At 63.9% G+C, this 24,807-nt stretch carries 27 protein-coding genes; 14 read left to right on the top strand and 13 right to left on the bottom strand.

What is annotated here, in order from left to right:
• The first annotated feature begins 59 nt into the window (after positions 1-59).
• Positions 60-521, top strand: coding sequence for an Lrp/AsnC family transcriptional regulator (locus tag MHM97_RS05470; RefSeq protein ID WP_239320419.1), 462 nt, complete (start codon positions 60-62; stop codon positions 519-521).
• Positions 522-567: 46 nt separating this feature from the next.
• Here the strand turns inward: MHM97_RS05470 and MHM97_RS05465 are convergent, their stop codons facing one another.
• The 6 genes from MHM97_RS05465 to MHM97_RS05440 form a co-directional block, all read right to left on the bottom strand.
• Positions 568-1,035 (bottom strand): GNAT family N-acetyltransferase, encoded by a 468-nt coding sequence (locus MHM97_RS05465; RefSeq protein ID WP_239320417.1) that lies wholly within the window; start codon positions 1,033-1,035, stop codon positions 568-570.
• Positions 1,036-1,108: 73 nt separating this feature from the next.
• Positions 1,109-1,696 carry a PA14 domain-containing protein gene (locus MHM97_RS05460; protein WP_239320415.1) on the bottom strand — a complete coding sequence of 196 codons (588 nt, stop codon included), beginning with the start codon at positions 1,694-1,696 and terminating at the stop codon, positions 1,109-1,111.
• Positions 1,697-1,900: 204 nt separating this feature from the next.
• Entirely contained in the window at positions 1,901-2,521 is a 621-nt protein-coding gene (gene rpsD / locus MHM97_RS05455; protein WP_239320413.1) for a 30S ribosomal protein S4, read from the bottom strand.
• Positions 2,522-2,903: 382 nt separating this feature from the next.
• Positions 2,904-3,965: a Hint domain-containing protein gene (locus MHM97_RS05450; RefSeq protein WP_239320411.1), complete on the bottom strand. Its 1,062-nt coding sequence runs from the start codon at positions 3,963-3,965 to the stop codon at positions 2,904-2,906.
• A gap of 132 nt (positions 3,966-4,097) precedes the next feature.
• On the bottom strand, positions 4,098-5,039 hold the full coding sequence (locus MHM97_RS05445; RefSeq protein WP_239320409.1) for a lipid A-modifier LpxR family protein: 942 nt from the start codon (positions 5,037-5,039) through the stop codon (positions 4,098-4,100).
• A gap of 177 nt (positions 5,040-5,216) precedes the next feature.
• Positions 5,217-5,618, bottom strand: coding sequence for a rhodanese-like domain-containing protein (locus tag MHM97_RS05440; protein WP_009176636.1), 402 nt, complete (start codon positions 5,616-5,618; stop codon positions 5,217-5,219).
• 179 nt (positions 5,619-5,797) lie between these two features.
• On the opposite strand from MHM97_RS05440, the gene MHM97_RS05435 reads away from it, so the two are divergent.
• Complete coding sequence (locus tag MHM97_RS05435; RefSeq protein ID WP_239320406.1) at positions 5,798-7,108, top strand: NAD(P)/FAD-dependent oxidoreductase; 1,311 nt, start codon at positions 5,798-5,800, stop codon at positions 7,106-7,108.
• Positions 7,109-7,140: 32 nt separating this feature from the next.
• Here the strand turns inward: MHM97_RS05435 and MHM97_RS05430 are convergent, their stop codons facing one another.
• Positions 7,141-7,947: a helix-turn-helix domain-containing protein gene (locus tag MHM97_RS05430; RefSeq protein WP_239320404.1), complete on the bottom strand. Its 807-nt coding sequence runs from the start codon at positions 7,945-7,947 to the stop codon at positions 7,141-7,143.
• Between the two features lie 94 nt (positions 7,948-8,041).
• On the opposite strand from MHM97_RS05430, the gene MHM97_RS05425 reads away from it, so the two are divergent.
• A complete protein-coding gene (locus tag MHM97_RS05425) occupies positions 8,042-9,670 on the top strand; it encodes a sulfatase-like hydrolase/transferase (RefSeq protein ID WP_239320402.1) in 1,629 nt (542 codons plus the stop codon).
• 305 nt (positions 9,671-9,975) lie between these two features.
• On the opposite strand, the gene pcaQ is transcribed toward MHM97_RS05425, so the two are convergent.
• Positions 9,976-10,914, bottom strand: coding sequence for a pca operon transcription factor PcaQ (pcaQ, locus tag MHM97_RS05420; protein WP_255729393.1), 939 nt, complete (start codon positions 10,912-10,914; stop codon positions 9,976-9,978).
• Positions 10,915-10,994: 80 nt separating this feature from the next.
• Here pcaQ and pobA point away from each other — a divergent pair, with 80 nt between their 5' ends.
• The 10 genes from pobA to MHM97_RS05370 all read left to right on the top strand — a co-directional run bounded on the left by pobA (position 10,995) and on the right by MHM97_RS05370 (position 19,129).
• Positions 10,995-12,164 carry a 4-hydroxybenzoate 3-monooxygenase gene (pobA, locus tag MHM97_RS05415; protein ID WP_239320398.1) on the top strand — a complete coding sequence of 390 codons (1,170 nt, stop codon included), beginning with the start codon at positions 10,995-10,997 and terminating at the stop codon, positions 12,162-12,164.
• Positions 12,164-12,952 (top strand): 3-oxoadipate enol-lactonase, encoded by a 789-nt coding sequence (gene pcaD / locus MHM97_RS05410; protein WP_239320397.1) that lies wholly within the window; start codon positions 12,164-12,166, stop codon positions 12,950-12,952. Before pobA ends, pcaD begins: the two co-directional genes overlap by 1 nt.
• A complete protein-coding gene (gene pcaC, locus MHM97_RS05405; protein ID WP_239320395.1) occupies positions 12,945-13,349 on the top strand; it encodes a 4-carboxymuconolactone decarboxylase in 405 nt (134 codons plus the stop codon). Before pcaD ends, pcaC begins: the two co-directional genes overlap by 8 nt.
• Positions 13,346-14,068 (top strand): protocatechuate 3,4-dioxygenase subunit beta, encoded by a 723-nt coding sequence (gene pcaH / locus MHM97_RS05400; RefSeq protein ID WP_239320393.1) that lies wholly within the window; start codon positions 13,346-13,348, stop codon positions 14,066-14,068. The genes pcaC and pcaH overlap by 4 nt, the downstream gene beginning before the upstream one ends.
• A 2-nt stretch (positions 14,069-14,070) precedes the next feature.
• Complete coding sequence (pcaG, locus tag MHM97_RS05395; protein WP_239320392.1) at positions 14,071-14,688, top strand: protocatechuate 3,4-dioxygenase subunit alpha; 618 nt, start codon at positions 14,071-14,073, stop codon at positions 14,686-14,688.
• A 9-nt stretch (positions 14,689-14,697) separates the two neighbouring features.
• On the top strand, positions 14,698-15,531 hold the full coding sequence (locus tag MHM97_RS05390; protein ID WP_239320390.1) for a 3-keto-5-aminohexanoate cleavage protein: 834 nt from the start codon (positions 14,698-14,700) through the stop codon (positions 15,529-15,531).
• A gap of 39 nt (positions 15,532-15,570) precedes the next feature.
• A complete protein-coding gene (locus MHM97_RS05385) occupies positions 15,571-16,644 on the top strand; it encodes a 3-carboxy-cis,cis-muconate cycloisomerase (RefSeq protein WP_239320388.1) in 1,074 nt (357 codons plus the stop codon).
• A gap of 125 nt (positions 16,645-16,769) precedes the next feature.
• Positions 16,770-17,570 carry a DUF4394 domain-containing protein gene (locus tag MHM97_RS05380; RefSeq protein ID WP_239320386.1) on the top strand — a complete coding sequence of 267 codons (801 nt, stop codon included), beginning with the start codon at positions 16,770-16,772 and terminating at the stop codon, positions 17,568-17,570.
• A 288-nt stretch (positions 17,571-17,858) separates the two neighbouring features.
• Positions 17,859-18,389 (top strand): sigma-70 family RNA polymerase sigma factor, encoded by a 531-nt coding sequence (locus tag MHM97_RS05375; protein WP_239320385.1) that lies wholly within the window; start codon positions 17,859-17,861, stop codon positions 18,387-18,389.
• The gene (locus MHM97_RS05370) at positions 18,386-19,129 is read left to right on the top strand and encodes an anti-sigma factor (protein ID WP_239320384.1); all 744 of its coding nucleotides are present in this window, start codon (positions 18,386-18,388) and stop codon (positions 19,127-19,129) included. The genes MHM97_RS05375 and MHM97_RS05370 overlap by 4 nt, the downstream gene beginning before the upstream one ends.
• A 103-nt stretch (positions 19,130-19,232) precedes the next feature.
• On the opposite strand, the gene MHM97_RS05365 is transcribed toward MHM97_RS05370, so the two are convergent.
• From MHM97_RS05365 to ectA, 4 genes are read right to left on the bottom strand one after another with little or no spacing between them, the layout of a single operon-like run.
• Positions 19,233-20,669, bottom strand: a complete 1,437-nt coding sequence (locus tag MHM97_RS05365) for an aspartate kinase (protein WP_239320383.1) — start codon at positions 20,667-20,669, stop codon at positions 19,233-19,235.
• Positions 20,670-20,683: 14 nt separating this feature from the next.
• Positions 20,684-21,076: an ectoine synthase gene (locus tag MHM97_RS05360; protein WP_005620964.1), complete on the bottom strand. Its 393-nt coding sequence runs from the start codon at positions 21,074-21,076 to the stop codon at positions 20,684-20,686.
• A 24-nt stretch (positions 21,077-21,100) separates the two neighbouring features.
• Positions 21,101-22,387, bottom strand: coding sequence for a diaminobutyrate--2-oxoglutarate transaminase (gene ectB / locus MHM97_RS05355; protein ID WP_239320381.1), 1,287 nt, complete (start codon positions 22,385-22,387; stop codon positions 21,101-21,103).
• Between the two features lie 49 nt (positions 22,388-22,436).
• On the bottom strand, positions 22,437-22,988 hold the full coding sequence (ectA, locus tag MHM97_RS05350; protein ID WP_065334593.1) for a diaminobutyrate acetyltransferase: 552 nt from the start codon (positions 22,986-22,988) through the stop codon (positions 22,437-22,439).
• Between the two features lie 228 nt (positions 22,989-23,216).
• On the opposite strand from ectA, the gene MHM97_RS05345 reads away from it, so the two are divergent.
• On the top strand, positions 23,217-23,720 hold the full coding sequence (locus MHM97_RS05345) for a MarR family winged helix-turn-helix transcriptional regulator (RefSeq protein WP_239320379.1): 504 nt from the start codon (positions 23,217-23,219) through the stop codon (positions 23,718-23,720).
• Positions 23,721-23,750: 30 nt separating this feature from the next.
• On the opposite strand, the gene MHM97_RS05340 is transcribed toward MHM97_RS05345, so the two are convergent.
• Positions 23,751-24,758, bottom strand: a complete 1,008-nt coding sequence (locus MHM97_RS05340) for a hypothetical protein (RefSeq protein ID WP_239320377.1) — start codon at positions 24,756-24,758, stop codon at positions 23,751-23,753.
• Between the last annotated feature and the right edge of the window lie 49 nt (positions 24,759-24,807).

Below are 24,807 nucleotides of genomic sequence, written 5' to 3'. Positions count from 1 at the left end.
GGTCATTCTCACATGTTTACACAGGTGACAGTCGTAACCGTATATCATATGATCCACATATGTCGAAAATCATCGATCAAATTGACCGCGATCTTTTACGGGCCTTGCAACGGGATGGCAGCCTGTCGCAACGCGACCTCGCCGAACGAGTCGGCCTGTCGCAAAACGCCTGTTGGCGGCGGCTCAAGGCCTTGCAGGACAAGGGCATCCTGCGTGGCACCCGCGCCGAAGTGGATCGCAGCCAGCTTGATCTCGGTCTGGTGGTCTTCGTCATGCTGCGCACCCGACATCACTCGGCCGAGTGGCTGGCGCAGTTTCGCCGCCATGTGCTGACGATCCCGGAGGTGGTGGATTTTCACCGCATCGGTGGCGATTACGACTACCAGCTCAAGGTCGTTACCCGCGACATGGCGAGTTATGACAAGGTCTACCAACGCCTGATCGCGGGCGTCGAACTGGACAGCGTGACGTCCTATTTCGCCATGGAGGCGATTGCCGAAGGACGCCCGCTGCCGGTCTGACGGGCGCGCGTCCCGTGATCACAACGCGTGTTCACGACGCATGACCTCAGGTGGTGAGAACCAGCTTCTTGCCCACCGCCGTGGGCGTCTCGCGATAATCGACAAATCCCATGGCGCTGTAATAGCCCAAGCCCTGTGCGTTATCGGCGCCGATCTGGGCGTCGATGGCGGGTAAACGCGCATCCTCAGCCGCCGCGCGTGTCACCGCAAACAAGGCGCGCCCAATCCCCTGTCCGCTGGCATCGGGATGCAGATGCGTGCCGATCACGCCCCAGCCCACCGGCGCGCCATAGGGATTGCCCTCCGGCGCGATCTGCAGGGACTGAAACCCCAACAGCCGCCCTGCGGCATCAACCGCGACCGAACAGGCGATGCGATTGTCATTCTCGATGTAAGTCTCGCGCACAAATGCCGCGTCTCCTGCGGTCTTGCGCTGGCCCGCCTGACGCAGGGCCTCCAACACGGCGGCAATATCTTCGGCGTCCGCTGGCACGGCCGGACGAATGTCAATCATATGTGTTCCAATAGTTTACATGAAAAATGAGGGGCACAGGTCGCGGCATACCCGCCCCTGCTCCCTTTCGAAATCAGTGCCCAAACGCCGCATCCGGCATCCATTTAGGACGTTTGCCCGCAGGCCCCGCCCGCATGTGCAAACAGGCGGTATTGGTGCGCTGGAACCACAGCGCCTTGAGCGGATACCACCCGGCCTTCGGCACCTCGACCTCAACCGCAAAGGTCTCCTCGCAGGGCTGGCGGCCATCAAACTCGCCCACCACCTGACCGCCGACCACCGCGTGCAGGCCATCATTGGTCAGAAAATCGATCGTGTAGACGCCCGGCGCATCAAAGCGCACGTAACCGCGAATATCGGCCACCACCCGCTCGGCACGTTTGGCGGTCAGCACATTCTGCCCCAGCTCGGTGTCGCGGTAATCCAGCCCCGTGAGCGGCGCCCCCTGCTCCACCCGGTATTTCAACGCATTGCGGGCCGCGCCCAGGCTCTTGACGTCAGAGGGATAGGCATAGCGCACCGACAGCCCGGGCTTCAGCCCCGACGGCTGCGGATCCGCCGGTGTCAGCTTCAGCGGCGCCGCAAACGCCATCGCAGAGAGCCCCGCCACGCAGGCTGCGGCCAGGGCAACGGATCGAAGGGCGGCGGATGTGATCGACATGATATTCTCCCAATCTGTCCGGTCCGCGCGTGACAATATCGGTCCCGGCGCCGGTGTCAGCGCCACCATAGGCCCCGCAACCGCCGTTTCCCAAGCGATTCCTGACGTCACCCCCAACCGCGCCGTTCCCATGCAAAAAGCCGCCCCGGGCAGGAGCGGCTTTTCCATGTCTCGTCTCCGGAGGGCCCGCCAGGGGCCGTCGGATCAGTTCTTGGCGTAGAATTCGACCACGAGGTTCGGTTCCATCACCACCGGGTACGGCACATCGGCCAGCGCGGGCGCGCGCACGAAGGTCGCGGTCAGTTTGGAGTGATCGGCTTCGATGTAGTCCGGAACGTCACGCTCGGCCAGCTGCACGGCCTCCAGAACGGCAACGTTCTGCTTGGACTTTTCACGCACCTCGATCACGTCGCCTTCTTTGACGCGGTAGGAGGGGATGTTGACGCGCTTGCCGTTCACCAGCACGTGGCCGTGGTTCACGAACTGACGGGCCGCAAAGACGGTCGGCACGAATTTGGCGCGGTAGACAACGGCGTCCAGACGACGCTCCAGCAGGCCGATGAGGTTTTCACCGGTGTCACCCTTCACACGCTCGGCTTCGCCGTAGATGCGACGGAATTGTTTCTCGGTCAGGTCACCGTAGTAGCCTTTCAGCTTCTGCTTGGCGCGCAGCTGAATACCGAAGTCGGACAGTTTGCCTTTACGGCGCTGACCGTGCTGGCCGGGGCCATATTCACGACGGTTCACCGGGGACTTCGGACGGCCCCAGATGTTTTCGCCCATGCGGCGGTCAATTTTGTACTTGGCAGACGTGCGTTTGGTCACGGCTGATCTCCTTCTTTAATGGCATTGCAAGGTAAATCCGAAAACCGGTTCCCACTTTTCGGCTTGCAATCGCATCTGCCATTGCACCGTCAGCGTTCACCTGCTCCAGAAAACCTGCAACAAACGAAGGGCGTTGTCCTCTTGGGTTTGGGTCTTGCGACCGTCCACCATGACAGGCATCCCCTTGCGGGGGCCACCAACACCAATGAAGCCGCGCTTCTACAGCACCCCCTGCCCGTGTCAAGAGCGATCCGGCAGTTTTATGCCCGCCCCTTTCGCAAGAGCAACCGCAACAGCCGCAGCCCAGATCAAGGGGCGCAGGAGAGCCCCAACGGCTTTCCCCTTGTGGGAAAGCTCCGGCCTGTGCGCCGCAGGCGCTCCGCTAGGCTGCGTCGTGCAAGAGGATTGCGGCCTCGGACGCCGACAGGTTGCGCCGCGCAAACGCCCCGTAGCTGGCCGGATCCTGTTCGACCCCCGGCAAGCGACGCAGCAAGCGTTTGCGGTCGCTGTCGTCCAATGCGGTCAGGGCGGCGTTGGCGGGGTGGAAGCTCTCGGTCTCAACCCCATTGGCCCAGATCACCTGATGGTGCTCCAGCAGCAGATGCACATAGGTCACCTCGCGCACGCCGTGATCGACCGCGATGGTGCCGCCATTGATCAGGTCGCGCGCCGCCACCAGCACCTCCGGCGCGTTGAACAGCGCCTGCGCGGCACGGCCACGCACCAGCATGCGGTGTTCCGGCGACACCAGCAATTCGCATTCGGGGCGATCAATCCCCAGGGCCCCGGCCCGGATGCGCACCGGTCGCAGCTGCGGCATCACAAACAGCCGCGCCCCGCTCATCCGGCGCGTGCCGATCCATTGCACCACCTGGGCGCCGTTGTCGCGGGTTTGCACCCGATCACCTTCGCGCAGGGTCTCCACCGGCTTCGGCCCGTCCGGTGTCGCGATACGGGTGCCGGGGGTAAAGCAGATCACGCCGGGGTCTCGCGGCGCCTGATCCGCCCCCATTCGGCCCAAGGCCTGATGCACCACCCAGAGGTCGGTGTTGCGGGGCGGGATTTCATCGACAAACATCAACAGCGGCGACCGGCCGGGGCCGGCCTCGATCACGGTGACGGTATAGCTCTGCACCCCATTGGTGACGACAAAGCTGCTGTCCATGACCGGATCGTCAACATCAATGGCATGAATATCACTGCGATTCTGCACGGCCGCGCCGACGAGGCGGCGCACCGTGCGCGCCGCACGACGCCGAAGGTCCTGTTCCCCATCTGCCATATCCAGACGCAACAGCTCTGATGGTCCGTCCACGCGCACGGCCTCCCCATGCCAAGACCACGCAGCGCCCACCTCGAGTGCTGCAACAGGTGCCGCCTCGAGACCATCAATTTCCGTTTGCGTCCAGGAGATGACAAACGTGCCGCAAAAGCCCGTCTTCATCCGCTCTAGCCTGCCTCAGTTGAGTTTATCTCAATTATTAATGAAGCGTTAACAAATCAGGCCCCTAGGTGGAAGACTTAATCCCCGGGGCCGGTTTGCTTTTGACCACGGGACCGTGACGAAAAAACCACGTCAGAAGGTCCAGCGCAGCCGCAGGGAGCCGACGATCTGACCTGTGTCCTGACCAGAGAACTCCTTGCCCAGGTAGGTAATTCCATAAAAGAAATCACGCCCGTCGCCTTGCCAGTGCAGCCCCGCGCGCAGGCGGTCGCGACGTGAATTCAGTGCGTATCTGCGCCCTTCTGGCAGGTAGACCGACTGTGCCACATGCGCCACATCGCCCCCCAGCGTGAAACTCAGGCCACGGGTCTCATACATCGTCCGGTAGCGCTGGCCCGTCACCGGATCGCGCACTAGGAGTTCGCCCTGCCCGGCCGTGCCCAGGGTCAGGTCCGCACCGATTCGCACCAAGGTCTCATCCCCGGCGCGCGCCTCGACAAAGGGGCGCAGACGGCTGCGCGGGCCAAGCGTGATGGTTTTGCCCAACTCGCCGACGAGCGTGGGGCGTATCGTGTTGGGGATCTGCGCATCGCGCACCGCATCCGAGGGGCGCGTGGTGTTGGCGAGATCATGCAGCGCATCCTGAAACCCGTCGAGTCCCGTTTGCGGGCCGATAAAGACCAGATCGCCGCCAAGCGAGATCTCCAGTGACCCGCGCTGCATATGCGTGTGCAGCCCGAGCGACAGGCCCCCCGCCCAAGGCCGATCACCGGCAGCCGGATTGCGCAGATTGTCCGGGGCGATGATCTGACCAAGAAAGCGCAGCTCCAACAGCTCTCCGAAGGTCGCAGGGGCCTGCCCGTCCCAGCCATAGCCGTAAATCCGCGACGAGGCGACAGACCCGGTGCGCCAGCGATCCTTGCCATCGCCGATCAGATCATTGTCGATCAGGTGGCCATAGCCGATCCGGTGACGTTTCAGCGCCTCTGACGGGGCCGCCTCCGCCGCCTGCACAGTGCTGGCCAAAGGAAGCACAATCGCGGCGCAGAGCGCCAGCGCGAAGGATCGGATCATCTGAATACCTGCTGGTGGGTTATTGGTGTCTTTAGGCCCCAACTGGTTAACCAACACTTAATGGCGCCACTAGTGCAGCCGGGCCACAGCATCCCGCAAAGACCATCACGTGCGCCCCGGAAATGCCGCGTTTTTGTCGCGATATGAACCCCTTGGCCTACTGTCGGGACGGGGGCGCTAGCCTTCGTCGACCGGAGCCACCACCGGGCCGCCTGCCTTGAGCCAGCCGGAGAACCCGTCGCTTATGTGCGCGGCCTCAAACCCCATGTCCTGCAACATCGCCACCGACAGGGCCGACCGCCACCCCGAGGCGCAATGAAAGACAAAGCGTTTTTCCTCGGCAAAGATCTCTTTGAAATAGGGGCTGTCGGGATCGACCCAGAACTCCAGCATACCGCGCGGACAATGAAAACTGCCGGGGATAAACCCCACGCGCTGGCGTTCCCGCACATCGCGCAGGTCGACAAACACCACCTCAGGCGTGCCATGCAGGGCAATCGCCTCTGCCGCGGTGATTTCCTCGATGCGGGCGCGGGCTGCAGCGACCATCTGCGCCGATGTTGTCTTGAGCTGTGCCATCCGGACCTCCTGCGGCGTGTGTTTCCAACACTCTAGGGGCAGCTTTGCCCCCACGCCAGCCCCGGCGGTAGGGCGCGCGATCACAGCAATTGACAGCCGCCCTGCCCTGCCGCAGTGTCGCCCGCAGGTCCGGTACATTGATGCGCCGCCCCTGCCCCCGAACATGCGAGGAGATCAGCGTGACCACAGACACGTCCCTTTCCCAATCCGCCGGTCAGCCGCGTTCTGAACCGATCTCTCTGTGGGACCGCTCATCCGAGGAACCCACCTATGCCAATCCCCTGGCACAGGACGCCCGCGTCGATGTGGCCATCGTGGGCGGCGGCTACACGGGGCTGTCGACCGCGCTGCATGGCGCGCTCAAGGGGCTGTCGTGTCATGTGCTGGAGGCCGAGGAGATCGGCCATGGTGGCTCCGGGCGCAACGTGGGGCTGGTCAATGCCGGTCTGTGGCTGCCACCGCAACAGGTGGAGCAGATGCTGGGCAAGGCGCATGGCGGCGCATTGGTGCGCGAGCTGGGCGATATGCCCGATTATGTGTTCTCGCTGATCGAGCAATATCAGATCCGCTGCGAGGCCACCCGCGCAGGCACCATCCACGCCGCACATGCCGCATCGGGCCTGCGCGATCTTGAGGCCCGCGCCGCAGGTTGGCAGGCGCTTGGTGCGCCAGTGCGCCTGCTGAGCGCGGGCGAGACCGCCGAAAAGACCGGCACCGCAAAATTTCACGGCGGGCTCTTGGATGCACGCGCTGGCACTATTAACCCGATGGGCTATGTGCGCGGATTGGCCCGCGCTGCACGGGCTGCCGGGGCAGATATTTCCACCGGGACCAAGGTGCATGCGCTGAAGAAAGACGGCGCAGATTGGAAAGTGGAGACGGATCGCGGCGTGATCACTGCCGGGCGCGTTGTCATCGCCACCAACGCCTATAGCAATGACCTGTGGCCGGGGCTGGCGCAGAGCTTCACGCCGATCCATTTCTTCCAGATGGCCACCCAGCCCCTCGGTGCCGAGGCCGGTTCAATCCTGCCCGAGGGTCAGGGCCTGTGGGACACCGGCAAGATCATGTTCTCGCTGCGCCGCGATCAGGCGGGGCGACTGATTATCGGCTCCATGGGGTCGGTGGTGGGCGGCACCGAGGGCCTCACCCGCCGCTGGGCCGAACGCAAGCTGCGCCGCCTGTTCCCGGACCTCGGCGCGCTGGAGTTCGCGGACGCATGGCACGGGCAGATCGCCTTTACCCCCGATCACTTGTTCCGCATTCACCGGCTGGACGACGGTCTCTATTCCCCGGTGGGCTATAACGGGCGCGGCATCACCACCGGCACGTTGTTTGGCCGGGCGCTGGCGGATCTGTTCAGCGGCGCGTCAGAGGACAGCCTGCCGCTGCCGATCACCGACCTGAAACCCGACCGGGGGCGTGCGCTGAAGGCGCCGCTCTATCGCAGCGCGTTTCTGGCCAAACAGGCGGCGGAAAGCCTGCTCTGACCACCACAGGGGCGTTGCTCAGGCCGAGGTGCTCAGGCCGGAGGGCTATCCCAGACCTGATCCAGCCCTGCGTTGATGTCTGCTGCCGCCTGCTGCAAGGCATCAAGATGGAGTTCTGCGAATTCGGGCACGGATTTATAGGTGCGCAGCCACAGCACCGACAGCCCGCCCAGAACCTGTGCGCCGGCCCGGATCGGCACCGCAATGGCGCGCAGGTCGGTGTCCCACTCGCGTTCGCTGAGGTGAGCGGGCAGACGCTCGGCATAGCCACGGGCGCGGACCTCCTCGATCCGCCGCATCAGCGCGGGCAGATCCAGCCCAAAGCGCACCGGCCCCCAGTGCAGATCGGATTTCAGCGCCTCATAGGTGGCGGCAATTTCGCCATCGCTCAGGGCGGCGAGGCAGGCCAGACCGGTGGCCGAGCCGAAATGGCTGACCCGGCGGTTGATCTGGCCCTGTTCAACGTGAAAATTGCTGACCTGCCGGGTGCTGTCGATGATCCGCATCGCGCGTGCCTCGCGGATATGGATGTCTGACGGCCAGCCGATCGCCTTGGTCAGCGCCAGCGCCCGCGGGATCGCCGCATCCGCCACCTGCAACATCCCCTTCGGCATCACCTCGGTCGAAATGTCGGGAAACACCAACAGCGTGCGATAGAGCTGATCCGCCAGCGAGCGGCGCACGATCTTGCGCGCGATCAGGGTTTGCAACAGCCGCCGGATGGTGCTCTTGGGCAGGCCGGTGGCACGGTGCAGATCCGCCAGCGACATCGCCCCCTCGCGCGCGAGGGTTTCCAGGATCTCGATGCCACGATCAAGGGAGCGGTTTTCTTTCAACATGCCCTGTCATGCCACTGAGCGGCACGATTTGACAAAGGTTTTCTGCGCGCCCGTCCCTCTTCTAGGCTGGCCGCCAGCAGGAGGGAGCCGTGCGATGAATATCCTCTTTATCATGTTCGACCAACTGCGGTTCGACTATCTGAGCTGCGCCGGTCATCCGCATCTGAAAACACCCCATATCGACCGGCTGGCTGAGCGCGGCGTGCGGTTCACCAACGCCTATGTGCAATCGCCCATCTGCGGCGCCGCACGGATGAGCTGCTACACCGGGCGCTATGTCTCCAGCCACGGGGCGCAATGGAACAACTCGCCGCTGCGGGTGGGCGAATGGACCATGGGGGATCATCTGCGCAAGGCGGGCATGGGCTGCTGGCTCATTGGCAAAACTCATATGAATGCCGACAGCGAGGGCATGGCCCGCCTCGGCCTCAGCCCGGACAGCGTGATCGGCGCACGCCAGGCCGAATGTGGCTTTGACGTCTGGATTCGTGACGATGGCCTCTGGGCCGAGGGGCCGGACGGGTTTTATGACCAAAAACGCAGCCCCTATAATGAGTACCTGAAATCAAAGGGCTACGCGGGCCACAACCCGTGGCACGACTTCGCCAATGCGGGTCTTGAGGGCGATGAGATGGCCTCCGGCTGGTTCATGGCCAACGCGAAAAAGGCCGCGAATATTGCCGAGGAAGACAGCGAAACCCCGTGGCTCACCACCAAGACCATTGAGTTTATTGAACAGGCCGAGGGGCCATGGTGTGCGCATGTGAGCTATATCAAACCGCATTGGCCCTATATCGTGCCCGCGCCCTATCACGACATGTACGGGCCGGAGCATGTGCTGCCCGCCGTCAAAGACCCTGCTGAGCGCGACGATCCACACCCCGTTTACGGGGCCTTCATGGGCAATGCCATCGGTCAGGCCTTCTCGCGCGAAGAAGTCAGACAATCCGCCATCCCCGCCTATATGGGCCTCATCAAGCAATGCGATGACCAGATGGGGCGGCTGTTTCAGTACCTTGAGGACACGGGCCGGATGGATGACACGATGATCGTGATCACCTCTGACCACGGCGACTATCTGGGCGATCACTGGCTGGGCGAGAAGGATCTCTTTCACGAACCCTCCGTCAAAGTGCCAATGATCATCTATGATCCCCGCCCCGAAGCCGCCTCCACCCGCGGCACCACCTGCAGCGCGCTGGTAGAGAACATCGACCTGCTGCCGACCTTTGTGGAGGCCGCAGGTGGCGAGATCGCAGATCACATCCTTGAGGGCCGCGCGCTTACACCGTGGCTGCACGGTCAGACGCCCGAGGTGTGGCGGGACTACGCGATCAGCGAATACGACTATTCCGGCACACCGATGAGTGTGAAGCTTGGCATCGCCCCCCGCGATGCACGACTCTTTATGGTGACCGACACGCGCTGGAAATTCCTGCACACCGAGGGCGGCCTGCCGCCAATGCTGTTCGATCTGGAAAACGACCCGCAAGAGTTTAATGACCTTGGCCGCAGCGCTGAACATCGCGAAGTGATCGACATGATGTATGCGCGTCTTGGCCAATGGGGGCGGCGCATGTCACAACGCATCACCCGCTCAGACGCGCAGATCATTGCAGGACGCGGCGCCTCACGCGGCAAGGGCATTCTGCTTGGGGTCTATGACCCCGAAGACGTCCCCGCCGAGCTAACCGTAAAATACCGCGGCAAGCCACCGGTCTAAACGTGGGCGCCCAGCACCCCCTCTGTGCCACCCCGAAGAGCGCGGGGGGGGGCTCCCGCCCAGGCCGCAGGGATCACAGATCCCCTTGCCCGGTTGGGCCCGGCGCCGCGCTGGCGCGCGGCGTGCCACCGCCCCACCTTCAGCTTTTTCCAAATATCTCGGGGGTGAGGGCCGCAAGGCCCGAGGGGGCAGCGCCCCCTGGCGCCCGGACCCCGGCCGGGCGCTCGGCCCAAGGCCGCCAACGGGTCCTGCCGCAGGCCGGGCACGTGCGGGCGCGGGAGGCCTGCCGGGTCTATACGCAACACTCAGCTCACATCATAACCCAGCGCACCGATCGCCGCGTGCAGCGCTTTGAGGAACACCCCTTCCAGCGGCGTCCGCTCTGCATCCTGCCGCAGCATCAGCCCTACCGGCCCCTTGGTCAGCGACATGTCGAAGGGCAGTTCGACCAAGCGCCCGTCGGCAAGCTCATTGCGCACCACCCCGCGCGAAATCATCCAGATCGCATCGGTATCGCGGGCATGCACCCGAGCAAAGGCGCCCGAGACCGTTTCGATCCGCTGCGGTGGTTCCGACAGGCCATGGCTGATCAGCCAGCGCTCCACCAACGGGCGAATGGCCGCCGTCGAGGGCGGGAAGATCACCGGCCAGCGGGTCAGATCCGACAGGCTCGGGGCCGCCAGACAGGGATGGCCGGGCCGCACCGCGCTCACGACCTCTTCGGTATAAAGCTGGGTAAAGGACACCCCCTGCATCACCGCGGGATCGCCGAGCCGCCCGATCACCATGCTCACCGCGCCGCTGCGCAGCAGGTCGATCAGCATCCCGTGCGGCCCGTCGGACAATCGCAACACCGCCTCGGGCGCGAGCCTGCGAAACTCTTCCGCGACCCGCGGCAACAGCCCCGCCGCCACGCTGGGCAAGGCGCCCACGGTGACCTCCTGGCGCAACAGGCCGCCCTGGGTGCGATCCACGCTGTCCAGCCCGTGATCGAGCGCGGCCAGGCTCATGCGGGCAAAATGGGCAAAGATCTCCCCGGCTTCGGTCAGCTCAACCCCGGCCCGGCTGCGCCGCAAGAGCGTGGCCCCGAGGATCTCTTCCAGCTCCTTCAGGGTGCGCGACATCGCCGGTTGCGTCAGCCCCAGATACTCTGCCGCGCCCTTCAGACTGCCGTGCGCCACCGCCTCCGACAGGCATTGCATGTGGCGGATCTTGACCTGTCGTGAACGCTTTAAATTACCCATATCGGTATATATAAAGTCGTATTTCTCATTTTAGAATACAAAAACCGCATGATACGCTGCACTCAAAGCGGGAGGCTTGGATGCGGACACAGGTGGTTATTGTCGGCGGAGGTCCGTCGGGGATGTTGTTGGGGCAATTGTTGCACCTGAATGGGATCGACACCGTCGTGCTGGAACGGCGCAGCAAGGCACATGTGCTGAGCCGTATCCGTGCCGGCATCCTGGAGCAGGGCATGGTCGAGCTGATGCACAAGGCGGGCGTCGGTGCGCGGCTGGAGCGTGAGAGCTTTCATCATGAGGGCACGCAGATCGCCCACAATGATCGGATGTTCGGCATCAATTTCGAGCAACTCATCGGCAAATCGGTGATCCTCTACGGCCAGACAGAAGTCACTCGCGACCTCTATGAGGCGCGCGAGAAGGTCGGCGCACAGACGATCTTTGACGTAGCAGATGCCGCCATCCACGACGCGGACACCGATACGCCCTATGTGACCTTCCACAAGGACGGTCGGGAACAGCGTATTGATTGCGATTTCATCGCCGGTTGTGACGGGTTCCATGGCGTCAGCCGCCGCACCATTCCGGCCTCCGTGCGCACCGAGTATGAGAAGGTCTATCCCTTCGGCTGGCTCGGCATCCTGTCGGAAACCCCGCCAGTGAACGAAGAGCTGATCTATGCCAATTCCGAGGACGGCTTTGCGCTCTGTTCGATGCGCAATGCCAACCTCAGCCGTTATTACGTGCAGTGTTCCCTGGGCGATGACGTCGGCGACTGGACCGACACGCGGTTCTGGGACACGCTGCGCCGCCGCCTGCCCGCCGAGGTGGGCGAAGCGCTGGTGACAGGTCCCTCGATCGAGAAATCCATCGCGCCGCTGCGGTCGTTTGTGAGCGAGCCGATGCGCTGGGGGCGGTTGTTCCTCTGCGGGGATGCCGCCCATATCGTGCCGCCCACCGGGGCGAAGGGTCTGAACACCGCCGCCTCTGACGTGCATTACCTCTATACAGGGCTGCTGCGGTTCTATCAGGACAAGGACAGCGAAGGGCTTGATCGCTATTCAGAAAAGGCGCTTGCCCGGGTCTGGAAGGCGGAGCGGTTCAGCTGGTGGATGACGTCGCTGCTGCATCGGTTCCCGGATCAAAGCCCGTTTGATGTGAAGATGCAGGCGGCGGAACTGGCCTTCCTGCGTGACAACGAGGATGCGCAGCGGGTGCTGGCCACCAATTACGTCGGGTTGCCCTACTGATGCAGGCGGCGCGACTGACACATGCCACGCTGCATTGGCGCGCGGATGGCGACCCAAACGGGCCAGCGGTGGTTTTTGCCAACTCGCTGGGCACGGATCTGCGGCTCTGGGATGCGGTGATCGACCGCCTGCCCACGCATCTGCGGCTGATCCGCTACGACAAACGCGGCCATGGCCTCAGCTCCTGCCCCAAAGGGCCCTATTCCCTCGACGATCTCGCCGAGGATGCGCTGGAGCTGTTGGATCATCTGGGTGTTGAGACTTGCGTCTTTGTCGGCCTGTCCATCGGCGGCATGATTGCGCAGACCGTGGCGGCCCGCGCGCCGGAGCGGATCTCGGCGCTGGTGCTGTCCAACACCGCCGCCAAAATGGGCGAGGCGCAGATGTGGCAGGACCGGATCGCGGCCATCGAGGCAGGCGGCATTGCGGCCCTGTCGGATGCGGTGATGGAACGCTGGTTCGCGCCCGATTTCTTGAGCACCGACGCCCACATACCATGGCGGCACATGCTGGAGCGCACACCGCAGGACGGCTACATCGCCTGTTGTCAGGCCATTGCGGGCGCAGACCTCAGCGAGATCACCAAGACCCTGCGCCAACCGACCCTTGGCATCGCGGGCAGTGCGGATGGCGCCAGCCCTGCCGCGCTGGTAGAGGCAACCATCGATCTGATCCCCGACGCCGCGTTCACCGTGATCGAGGACACCGGCCATTTGCCCTGTGTCGAGGCGCCCGAGGCCTATGCCGGGGCCCTATTGGAATTCCTGGAGGAGTTGGGCCATGTCTAAACAGCCCCAAAGCGACCGCTATATCACCGGCATGACCATCCGCCGCAAAATCCTGGGCGACGACCACGTGGACCGGACCGAGGCGAGGAAAACCGCCTTTGACGAACCGTTCCAGACGCTGATCACAGAAACCGCTTGGGGCAATGTCTGGGCCAGCGACGGGGTTTCCGACCGTGAACGCTCCATGCTGACGCTGGCGCTTCTGGCCGCGCTTGGCAATTTTGACGAGATCCCCATGCACATCCGCGCCACCGCGCGCACGGGCGCAAGCAAGACCGACGTGCTGGAGGCATTCCAGCATGTGGCAATCTACGCAGGGGTGCCGCGCGCCAATCACGCGCTGAAACTGGCCAAGGAGACTTACGCCGAGATGGAACAGGAGGCGGGCAAAAAATGAGCAACGGCTATGTAAACCGCGACCGGCGCTGGCATCCGCCCAGCATCACGCCCGACTACAAGACCTCGGTGGCGCGCGGCCCACGCCATGCGCCGCTGTCCTTTCCCACCACTTTGGTCGAGGAAACCGGGCCGGTCTTTGGCCATGACATGCTGGGCAAACTTGACAACGACCTGATCCTGAACTTTGCCAGCGGCGACGGCATGGCGATCGGCCCGCGCATCATCGTGCATGGGCAGGTGCGCGACGAGTTTGGCCGTGGCGTACCCGGCGCGCTGATCGAGGTCTGGCAGGCCAATGCGGGCGGGCGCTATCGCCACAAGAAGGAAAGCTATCTGGCGCCGTTGGATCCGAACTTTGGCGGCTGCGGGCGCTGCATCAGCGACGCACAGGGGTTCTATGAGTTCCGCACCATCATGCCCGGCCCCTACCCCTGGCCCAACACGATGAACGACTGGCGCCCGGCGCATATCCATTTTTCCATCTTTGGCCACGGCTTTGCCCAGCGCCTGATCACCCAGATGTATTTCGAGGGCGATCCGCTGATCTGGCACTGCCCCATCGTCGACACCATCCCGACACGCGAGGGGATCGAGAGCCTGGTCGCGGCGCTCGACATGGCGCGCACGGTGCCGATGGATGCGCGGGCTTACAAGTTCGACATCACCCTGCGCGGCCGTCGCCAGACGATGTTTGAAAACCGCATGGAGGGGCTGTGATCATGGTGCAACCGTTGAGCTATCTGAGAGAATCCCCGTCGCAGACCGCCGGGCCTTACGTCCACATCGGCTGCACGCCGAATTTCGCCGAAATCGAAGGCGTCTACCCGCAGGACCTCGGCCATGAGATGATTACCGGCGACGTGCAGGGTCAGCGGATCCGCATCACCGGCCGTGTCATCGACGGCACCGGCACGCCCTTGCGCGATGCGATGATCGAGATCTGGCAACCGGATGCGGCAGGGCTGTTCAACTCCCCCGCCGAGACACGCGGCACGGCAGATCCAAACTTCACCGGCTGGGGGCGCTGCGCCTCGGATATGACGACGGGCGAGTTTGCCTTTGACACGGTCAAACCCGGCGCGGTGCCCTTTGTCGATGGGCGGATGCAGGCGCCGCATGTGACGCTCTGGATCGTGGCGCGGGGCATCAACCTCGGCCTGCACACGCGGATGTATTTCCCCGACGAGGCGGAGGCCAACGCCGCCGACCCGATCCTGAGCCGCATCGAGCATCAGACCCGCGTCAAAACCCTGATTGGCGAGGATAAGGGCGACGGTCATTACCATTTCGACATTCGCCTTCAGGGGCACAATGAAACCGTGTTTTTCGACATCTGAGGCCAGATCATGAGCAACCCTTGTATCCTTTGCGTCGCGATCACCGGCTCGCTGCCCACCAAGGCCAACAATCCGGCGGTGCCGATCACCGTGTCCGAACAGATCGAGAGCACCCATGAGGCGTTTGAGGCCGGGGCCAGCATCTGCCACGCCCATGTGCGCAATGACGACGAGACGCCCTCCTCCGATCCGGAAAAATTCGCGGCGCTGAAAGAAGGGCTGGAGAAACACTGCCCCGGCATGATTGTCCAGTTCTCCACTGGCGGCAGGTCGGGCGCGGGCAAGACGCGCGGGGGCATGCTGCCGTTGCAGCCCGACATGGCCTCCTTGTCGGTGGGATCGAACAACTTCCCCACCCGCGTCTATGAAAACCCGCCGGATCTGGTCGACTGGCTGGCAGGCGAGATGCGAACGCATCACATCACGCCGGAGGTCGAGGCCTTTGACCTCAGCCATATCCTGCAGGCGATCCGGCTGCATCAGGAGGGGGCGCTCTATGGCAAGCTCTATCTGCAATTTGTGATGGGCGTGAAAAACGCGATGCCCGCCGACAAGGAGGTGTTCGACCTCTATGTCGATCTGGTCAAACGCCGCGCCCCGGAAGCCAATTGGTGTGCGGCGGGCATTGGGGCAAACCAGTTGGTGGTCAACGAATGGGCCATTGCCGCCGGGGGCCATACTCGTGCCGGGCTGGAGGACAATGTGCGGCTGGATCGCCAGACCCTTGCGCCCTCCAATGCGGCACTGATCCGGCGCGCGGCGGAGCTGTGCGAGAAATACGAACGCCCCGTCGCCACCTGGCAACAGGCGCGAGAGATCCTTGACGTGCCCCTGCGCGGCTGATCTGGTTTCCTTATTCCGCCTCAAAGGACCGCCTGCCCTGTGAACCCGCTGACCTCGACCAACCCCTACTTTACCGGCCTCTTTGCCGATGATGAGATCACGGATCTGTTCAGTGGTCCTGCGACGGCAGAGGCTTTCCTCGCCTATGAGGTGGCGCTGACCCGTGCGGCGGCAGAGGTCGGGCAGATCGAGGCGGATCTTGCGGCGCGGGCAGTGGCTGCGATGGCCGGGTTCGCGCCCGATGTGGCGGCATTGCAGGCGGATCAGAAGACAGACGGTATGGCGGTGCCGGGCTATGTGCGGCAACTCAAGGCGCATGTGGGCGCGGAGCTTGCCGCCGCTGTGCACCCCGGTGCCACCAGTCAGGATCTGATCGACACCGCGCTGGTGCTGGCGATCCGCGCGGCAAACGCGATCTACCTGTCGCGGCTGGAGAGGTTGAGCACCGCGCTGGAGGCGCTGGAGCGAACACAGGGCGAAAACGCCCTGATGGCCCGGACCCGGATGCAGGCGGCCCTGCCGATCACCGCCGGGCATCGAATCACCACATGGGCCGCGCCAGTGCAGCGCCATGCAAAACGGTTGGAGACCTTGCGCCCCGAGGTGGAGCTGTTGCAGTTCGGCGGCCCGGTGGGGGATCGCCAGCGCAGCCAGCCACATGGCGACGCCATTGCCCGGCTCATGGCGACCGAGTTGGGGCTGACCGCCCCTGCCCGCAGCTGGCACACCGAGCGGGATGGCTTGGCGACATACGCCAGCTGGCTTTCGGCCCTGACCGGCAGTCTCGGCAAGATCGGGCAAGACATCTGCCTGATGGCACAACAGGGCGTGGATGCGCTGGCGCAGGAGGGCGGCGGCAGCAGCTCTGCCATGGCGCATAAACAGAACCCGGTGACGGCGGAACTGTTGGTGACTCTGGCGCGCTATAACGCAGGCCAATTGCCCCTGATGCATCAGGCGATGGTGCATGAACAGGAACGCTCTGGCGCGATGTGGACGCTGGAGTGGATGGTGCTGCCAGCCATGATGACCTGCACCGGCGCCGCCCTGCGTCTGGCCACCGAGCAGATCCAGGCGATCACCCGGATCGGGGAGCCCCCCTCCCCCATCTGACCCGCCGCCCAAAACTTTTTTCAAAAAAATTGCCACCTGCTGCATCCAAATGCGGCGCTGACGGAGTCTCCCCTCTGACAGCGCACGGATGGTCCGTGCCTCAGTCAAACAGAGAGGAGCTTTTTATGCATTCCCTTAAGACCGCTTTTGTGACCGCATCCATTTTCGCAACCGCCCAGTTTGCGCAGGCGGACGACCATGCCGCCCCGATGGCGATCGGGCTGAGTGGCGACAACATGCTGCATATGATCAACGCCGAAACCGCCGGGGTCACCGGCTCCATGCCGGTCAAGGGCGTCGACAAGCTGCTGGGCATCGACCTGCGCCCGGCCACCGGTCAGCTGATCGGCGTCACCTCCACCTTTGACATCGTCGAGATCGACCCCAAGACCGGCGAGGCCACGGTGATTTCCACCATGGACAAGGAACTGCCGATTGCGGAGGGCGCACCGGTGATCGTGGACTTCAACCCCAAGGCCAACAAGCTGCGCTTCATGAGCGGCACCACCAACCACCGGGTGGACATCGAAAGCGGTGCCGTGACCGTGGATGGCTCGCTCGCCTTTGAGGAAAAAGACATGCACGCGGGCGAGGCTCCGGCGATCGTCGCGGCGGCCTATATCAACTCCTACGGGCAGCCGGATGCAACGGCGATGTACGACATTGACGCTACCATCGTGGCGCTGATCCAGCAGACCTCGCCCAACGATGGCACGCTGGCGGCGATCGGCAAGCTGGGCATTGACGGGGCGCAGACCTATGCCTTTGACATTGCAACCGATGCAGAGGGCAACAATACCGCCTGGCTCGCGGCTGGTGGCAGCCTCAACACCGTTTCCCTGGAGAGCGGCAAGATCATGGAAAGCTGGGAGATCAAGGGCGCGGATGCTGCGCTGCGCGACATCACCTTCATGACGGCGAAGTGATATCAGGGTTGCACAACGTGATGCAATTCGTGTTATGGTTGTATGAGTGAGTGCGAGTAACCCCATGGTGCCGCAAACACCGGGGACATGTTACCCGAGGGGGCGCAGGCGTTATCGCCCGGCGCCCCCTGTTGCCCCCTCCCGATGCCTCTGCCGCTGGCGATCATGACGTTGACCGGGTCCGCCGGTGCCAATACGGTTGCCCGGAGCGCGCCGTCCCGCCTGCGTGCAAGACCGACGCGGATGGCCGCGGGCACCGGGACGCGCCACAGGCATGAGGACAGGCGATTGAGCGAATTGGCAGAGCGCATCGAGGCCTGCGCAAACGGGGATCGTGCAGCGCTGCGCGCCCTGATGGACACCGAAGGGTCGCGGCTGCTGGGGATTGCGATCCGGATGCTGCGCCGACGGGATCTGGCAGAGGATGCGGTGCAGGAGTGTTTTGTCTCGCTCTGGCGCAAGGCACATCAGTTTGATGCCGCGCGGGGCTCTGCGCGGGGCTGGCTGACCACCATCCTGCGCAACCAGTGCCTGACGATGCTGCGCAAGGAAAGCTGGGAAATCGCCGAGGACGCGGGGACGCTGGAGCGCCGGCAAGATGAGGACATCGTGATGGAGGCCTATGGCAGGCTGGACATGAACAGCGACCTGCGGCGCTGCCTCGACCGGCTGGAGCCGCGCAAGCGGGTGGCTATACTCCAGGCCTATGTGCTGGGCTACACCCATGGCGAGATTTCCGGCCGCATCCAGGCGCCGCTCGGGTCGGTCAAGGCCTGGGTCCGGCGTGGCCTCAGCGCCCTGCGGGAGTGCCTGTCATGAGTGATGCAAGACCCCTGGCCGATCAGGCGATGGAAGTGGCGCTTGGCCTTGCAGAAGAGGCCGAGGCGGCCGAGTTGGAAGCCCGCGCGCAGAGTGAGCCGGAGGTGGCCGCGGCGCTGGCACAGGCGCGTGCGCGGCTGTCGGAACTGGATGACACCGCCACGCCCGAGGCGCTGCCCGATGACATGTGGGCACGGGTCGCGGCCAGTCTGGATGCGGGGTCCGCAGCGGCGGAGATTGCGCCCGCGTCGGTGCCGCAGTTCGACGCCGAGACCGACACCATCCTGCCCGCCAACGAGCCGCGCGCCCCGCGCAACTGGTTCCTCGCCGCCTGCACCGGGCTGGCGGCGTCGATCATACTCGCGCTGGCGCTGGGATGGTCGGTGATGATGCGGCCCGATCCGACGGTGATCGCGGTCTTGATCAACGACACCACTGGCGAGGCCGTCGCCGTGGTCGAAGGCACCGAAGAGAACCTGACCCGGGTCACCCTGCTGGGACAGGCCGCAGTGCCCGAGGGTCAGGTGATGCAGGTCTGGACCAAACCCGAGGACGATGGCCCGCCGGTCTCGCTTGGCCTGCTGGCGGACAACCGGGGCACCGCGCTGGCGGTAGAAGGGTTGCCGCCGCCGGGGCCGGAACAGCTCTATGAGATCACGTTTGAGCAGGCGGGCGGCTCGCCCACGGGCCTGCCGACGGGGCCGATCCTCGGCAAGGGGCTGGCGAAAGAACCGCTCTGAGCGACGCCGGACCTGACACGGTCACGCCAACGCAAAGGGGCGCCCCTCCGGGCGCCCCCTTTGATTCTGCATCATCCCTGTCAGACGACGGCTATATCATGCGTCAGGCTGCCGCTTTGATCGACTTGTCCTGTTTCGCCGGCTTGCCCTCGACCAGCACCCGGTGCAGCGCACCGATGACCGGCTTCAGGTCCTCACGCTCGACGATGTACTGCACGTCCACATTGCGCGGCCCCTGCGAGGCGCCGAGGCTTTCCAGCCCCACATCAGCAATCGCCTGCAATCCGCGCGTCAGCACCGACAGCCCCTTGAGGTCGCGCCCGATGGCCGAGGCCATGGACAGCAGCCGCGCGGAAATCTCGGCATTGGGATAGAGGCGGGCCAGGTCCTTTTCCACCCGTTTCAGCACCGTCAGCGAGGTGTCGACGTAGTGGGTGATGGTATTGGCATTCGAGGTCTTGGACACGATGCGCACATCATGGCGCGTCAGCACCTCGAGGATGGCGGCGTCATAACCTTTGACACCCACCATGTCCTGCTCAAAGACCTCCAGCGCGATGATATCCAGACCGGTGATCATCTCCACCGCCGGGCTTTCCGCCGGCTTGTCGTCGATCAGCGTACCCGGATCTTCGGGTTCGAACGCGTTGGTCACCCGCAGCGGCACATCGGCCTGACGCAGGGTCTTGGCCGCCTTGGGGTGGATCGCCTCCATCCCCATGTTCGACATCTGGTCCGCGACGTCATAGTTGGTGTGGCCCAGTTTCTGCGCGACGCCCTCGCCCACCAGTTTCGGGTCGGCGGAGGAGAGGTGAAACTCCTTGTGGATGATCGCCTCGCTGGCGCCGGTGAGGGCGGCCAGACAGGAGAACGTCACCTCGGAATAGCCACGATCAAACTCGCGCATCAGCCCCTCGGCGCATTGCGCATAGCCGGTGACGATGGGCATCTCGGTGGCGGGATCGACGTCGTTGAGCGCACCGGAGATACGCTCCTCCAGCGTCACGTCACCTTCGTCACGCCAGCCGGACAGGTCCACAAAGCGGGCATTCACCCCCACGCGCTGCAACAGCAGTGCGGTGACAAAGGCGGAATGCGCCTCGCCCAGCCCCGACAGCAGCTCGCGGATTTGCAGCATGTGTTCCGCCAGGCGGAAGTGGCCATAGCTGCACAGGCGTTGCAGGTCGATCAGGCAGTTGCGGGCGCCCTCGATCCGTTCGGCGACAAAGGCATCCGCCTGCGCCACATCACCGGCATTGTCGAGCACCGACTCATGCGCCTTGCGCATCTCGTCGCCGACGCGGCTCAGGGCCTCGTGCCAGCCATGGTCGGATTCGGCGTCGGCAAACCGGGCATAGACGCCCGGTTCACCGGTTTTCTTGTGTTCGAGCAGCAGATTGGTGATGCCACCAAAGGCGGAGACCACAAAGACGCGACCATAAAGATCATCCGCCTTGCGCCCGCCGGTAAACAGCGTGTCCACCAGCTCGTTCACGCGGGACATCGAGGTCCCGCCAATTTTTTCAACAGTATGTGTCATGCGTCACCTGTTCCTCAGGCCAGCTCCTCCGCAGGAGCATAAGAGCCGTCCTCGCGATGGACTTCGGTGCCGGTCACCGGCGGATTGAAGCAGCACGCCATGTGCAGTTCTTCCTCGGCCCGCAGGATGTGCTTGTCATGCAGGTTCAGCGCATACATGACGCCGGGCTTGATCTCGTGGGTCTCGCCGGTGGCGATATCGGTGATCGAGCCCTTGCCTTTCATGCAGTAGACACTCTCGAAGTGGTGCTTGTAGTGGAACTGATGCTCCGAACCCGCTTCCAGAACGGTGATGTGGAAGGAGAACCCCATCCCGTCATCGGCCAGCAGCATGCGGGTGGAGGTCCAGCGCGCATCAGAGACGGAGCGGTCGGTGTTTTTCAGTTCGTTGAAATCGCGTACGATCATGGGTCTTGGTCTCCGGTCGTCTGGTTATTGCGCGGCAATTTTGGTTTTGGCGGCCACTTCGCGGGCGGCGGTGCTGAGAATGGCAAAGCCTTCGCAGAACAGCTGCTCGGAGGTGGTCAGCGGGGCGAGGATCTTGACGACCTCGTCATTCGGACCGGAGGTTTCCACCACCAGACCCAGCTCATAGGCGCGGGCGCAGATGTCGCCGGCCAGCTCGCCAGAGCCAACGTCGACCCCCTGCATCAGGCCACGGCCCTTGAGATAGGCGCCGGGGATGTGGCTGGCCACTTCCTGCAGGGCGCTGGTGACCAGCTCGGTCTTGCGGGCCAGTTCGGAGGTAAAGGCATCATCGGCCCAGAACTTCTCGATCGCCACGCGGGCAGTCACAAAGGCATGGGTGTTACCGCGGAAGGTGCCGTTGTGCTCGGCAGGGCCAAAGACGTCATGTTCCGGGCGCACCAGAACCAGAGCCATCGGCAGGCCAAAGCCGGATACGGATTTCGCCATGGTGACGATATCGGGTTTCACGCCCATTTCCTCGAAGGAGAAGAAGGTGCCGGTCCGACCGCACCCTGCCTGGATGTCGTCGATGATCAGCAGCGCGCCATGGGCGTGGGCGATCTGTTCCAGTTTCTTCACGAACTCGGCAGAGGCCGCGTTGAGGCCACCCTCGCCCTGAACGGTTTCCAGCATGATCGCCGCCGGGGCGTCGATACCGCCGGAGGGGTCGGAGAGCATCTTGTCCAGCAGCGCGGCGCTGTCGAGACCGTCCACATAGGCGTCAAAGGGCACACGGGTCACGCCGGATTTATCCATGCCGGCGCCACCGCGGTGGTAGCTGTTGCCGGTCGCCGCCAGCGCCCCCATGGTCACACCGTGGAAGCCGTTGGTGAAGGAAATCACATTGGTGCGGCCGGTGACCTTGCGGGCGATCTTCATCGCCGCCTCAACGGCGTTGGCACCGGTCGGGCCGGTGAACATCACCTTGTGATCCATGCCGCGCGGCGTGAGGATCAGGTCGTTGAAGCTGTGCAGGAAGGCTTCTTTGGCCTCGGTATGAAAATCGAGACCATGGGTGATGCCGTCCTTCAGGATGTGCTCGACCAGCGCATCCTTCATGTCGGGGTCATTGTGGCCGTAGTTCAGCGAGGAACAGCCCGCCAGAAAGTCGATGTAGCGGGTGCCGTCTTCGGTGAACAGCTCGGAGCCGCGTGCGGTATCGAAGGACGCGGTGAAGGAACGGCAGTAGGAACGCGCATTGCTTTCGCGGCGCGTGTAGATAGACGTATTGGTTTCCATGTCTTTGGGCATGGGGGAATCCTTTTCGGATAAGATAAATTCTGGATGAGGGGGGAGGCGTTCAGGCCGCGCGCTTCAGGACCTTGGCATCACTGTCAAGCGTGATGGTCACCATATGCTCGGTGTCATGCGCGCCGTCGAAATGGGCCTCTTTCTCGAAATGCGGCTCGTCGCTCAGCTCGCCGCCGATATCGCGGGCAAAGCTGCGGAAGAGGCCCCAGGAGGCCGCATTGTCCTTGGTGATGGTTGTTTTCAGCACGGACGCGTCAGAAATGCCGTCACGCGCGATCAGCGCCTTCAGCATCTTCTTGCCCAGCCCCATGCCGCGCGCGGCTTCACCCACCGCGACCTGCCAGACGAAGAACGCATCATCGCCCGGGATCATGTGGCCGGAAATCCAGCCGACGATTTCGCCATCAAGCTCCGCCACCACGCAGGTGTCGCGGAAGTGATCCGCCTGGATCAAGTTGGCATACATGGAGTTGCGGTCGAGCGGCTCGCAGGCCTTGACCAGCTCCCAGATTTCGGCCCCGTCCGTCGCGTTTGGCTTGCGCAGGCGGGGCTGGCAAGTTCGGGGGCTATCAGTCTCAGTCTGCAGGATGTCTTTGGGCATCGCTCACCGTCTCCATTTTTCGTTCGCCTATCTAAATATAGGGAAGATGTAAAAACTTCAAGAACCTCAGTAATTTTCTTCCCCTGAGTGATTAATCCCTGTTTCTAAAGGGTAATACTGCTTAGCCAGACAAATGATGGTCGAAATAACATGCTTCGGCTTCGAGAAACGTCGCGACAATACTTAGTGTATTGAAGGAAATCGCCATCCGTGACACTTTAAAGCGCTATGAATGACCGCCCGCGTGACAGAACCGATGAAAGCCTGATTGCGCTCAGACGAATCCTGCGCGCGACCGAGCTGTATTCCCGCAACCTGGCCCAGGCCTCCGGCCTGACGCCGGCACAGTTGCGGGTGTTGCAGCTGCTTGCGACCAGTGGCGGCAGCGCCACCCCAAAGGAGCTGGCGCAAACCATGGGCGTGGCCCAGGCAACCGTGACCACGCTGGTGGACAAGATCGTCTCGCGCGGGATGGCGACACGGATGCGGTCGGACGCGGATCGCCGCCAGACCAATGTGGTGCTGGAGCCGGCTGGCCGCGACGCGGTCAAGGCGGCCCCGGATGCGTTGCAGCAACGCTATGTCCGCGCCTTCGAACAGCTCAAGGATTGGGAACAGGCCCAGCTGCTGGCCTCGCTGGAGCGGGTCGCGGCGATGCTGGATGCCGATGACATCGACGCCGCCCCGGTCCTGACCACCGGCGAGATCAAGAGCAGCGACCGCCCGGTCTGAGCCCTGCACCGGGTGCTGTAGCGGTCCGGGTCAGGCTGACGTCAGCCGCGCATCCAAATCCTCGAAATAGGCGCACCAGGTCGACAGGCTGTTGCTGTGCCGGGCCTGCGCCTGCGCCAGATCGGCCCGGTGCCGCGCGTCCCGTGGCGCCTCGATCAGCGCATCCAGCGCACGGGCCATCTCCGCCACCTCTCCTGCGGTCACCATCTGTGCGGTGCGGTCGCCGACATAATCCCGCACACCCTCGGACCGCGTCACCACCAGCGGGATGCCGAGGTGCTGCGCCCCGACGATGCTGACATGCCCGTTCGGCGTCCGGTCGGAGCGTAAGGGAATCGCCATGCCCGCTGAGTGCGCCGCAATGGCCCAGGTGACCGGCGCGGGCAGATTGGTGTGCACCGTCACATTGTCGGGAAAGGCGATCCCGACAAGACTGGCCGGACGCGCCACCACCACCATCCGATGCTGCGGCAGGCGGCGCATTGCCGCTGCCAGCACCTGATAGTCCCGCCCCTCGCCGCCGATCGCGCTCAGATAGGGGCCGGGAAACGGGCGCGGATGGTGGGCCGCCACCGCAGGGGCCTCCATCGCCCAGGGCAGATAGATGAACCGCCCGGGCGGCAGATCAAACAGGCGCGCGTAAAGGTCGATCTCGTAGCGCGAGAACACCACGAACTCCTGCACATGCCGGAACGCGCGCCGCGCCAGCTCCAGCCGCCGCCCGGTCGGCAGGTCGGTGTAGTTGAAGGCAAAGGCCACATGCGGCGCCGCGGGCGCAAGCCTGCGCGCCAGCAGCGCGGTTGCCAGCGTCACGTTGGGCAGATGCGAGACCAGCACCGAGTCTTTGTGCCGCCGCGCAGCCCGGACCGCCGACAGGCAGGCCCGGTACCGGCCCAGCGCCGGACGGGTGATCCGGCGTTCGACCCGATTGGCGGGCTGGCCGCTGAACGTCTCCCAGCTGAGCTGGGGCGCGTCGCAATAGGGCTCCAGAAACCGCCAGCCCGGCGCTGAAAGATCCGAAATATTGAGATACTGCATCCGGTCCCGTCCGCTTGCCCGCCGTGCCGAACCGGAGACTGCCCCAGCC

The organism is Epibacterium sp. Ofav1-8 (assembly GCF_022348185.1).
GTDB lineage: Bacteria > Pseudomonadota > Alphaproteobacteria > Rhodobacterales > Rhodobacteraceae > Epibacterium.
This window is presented reverse-complemented; position numbering and strand designations above follow the sequence as displayed.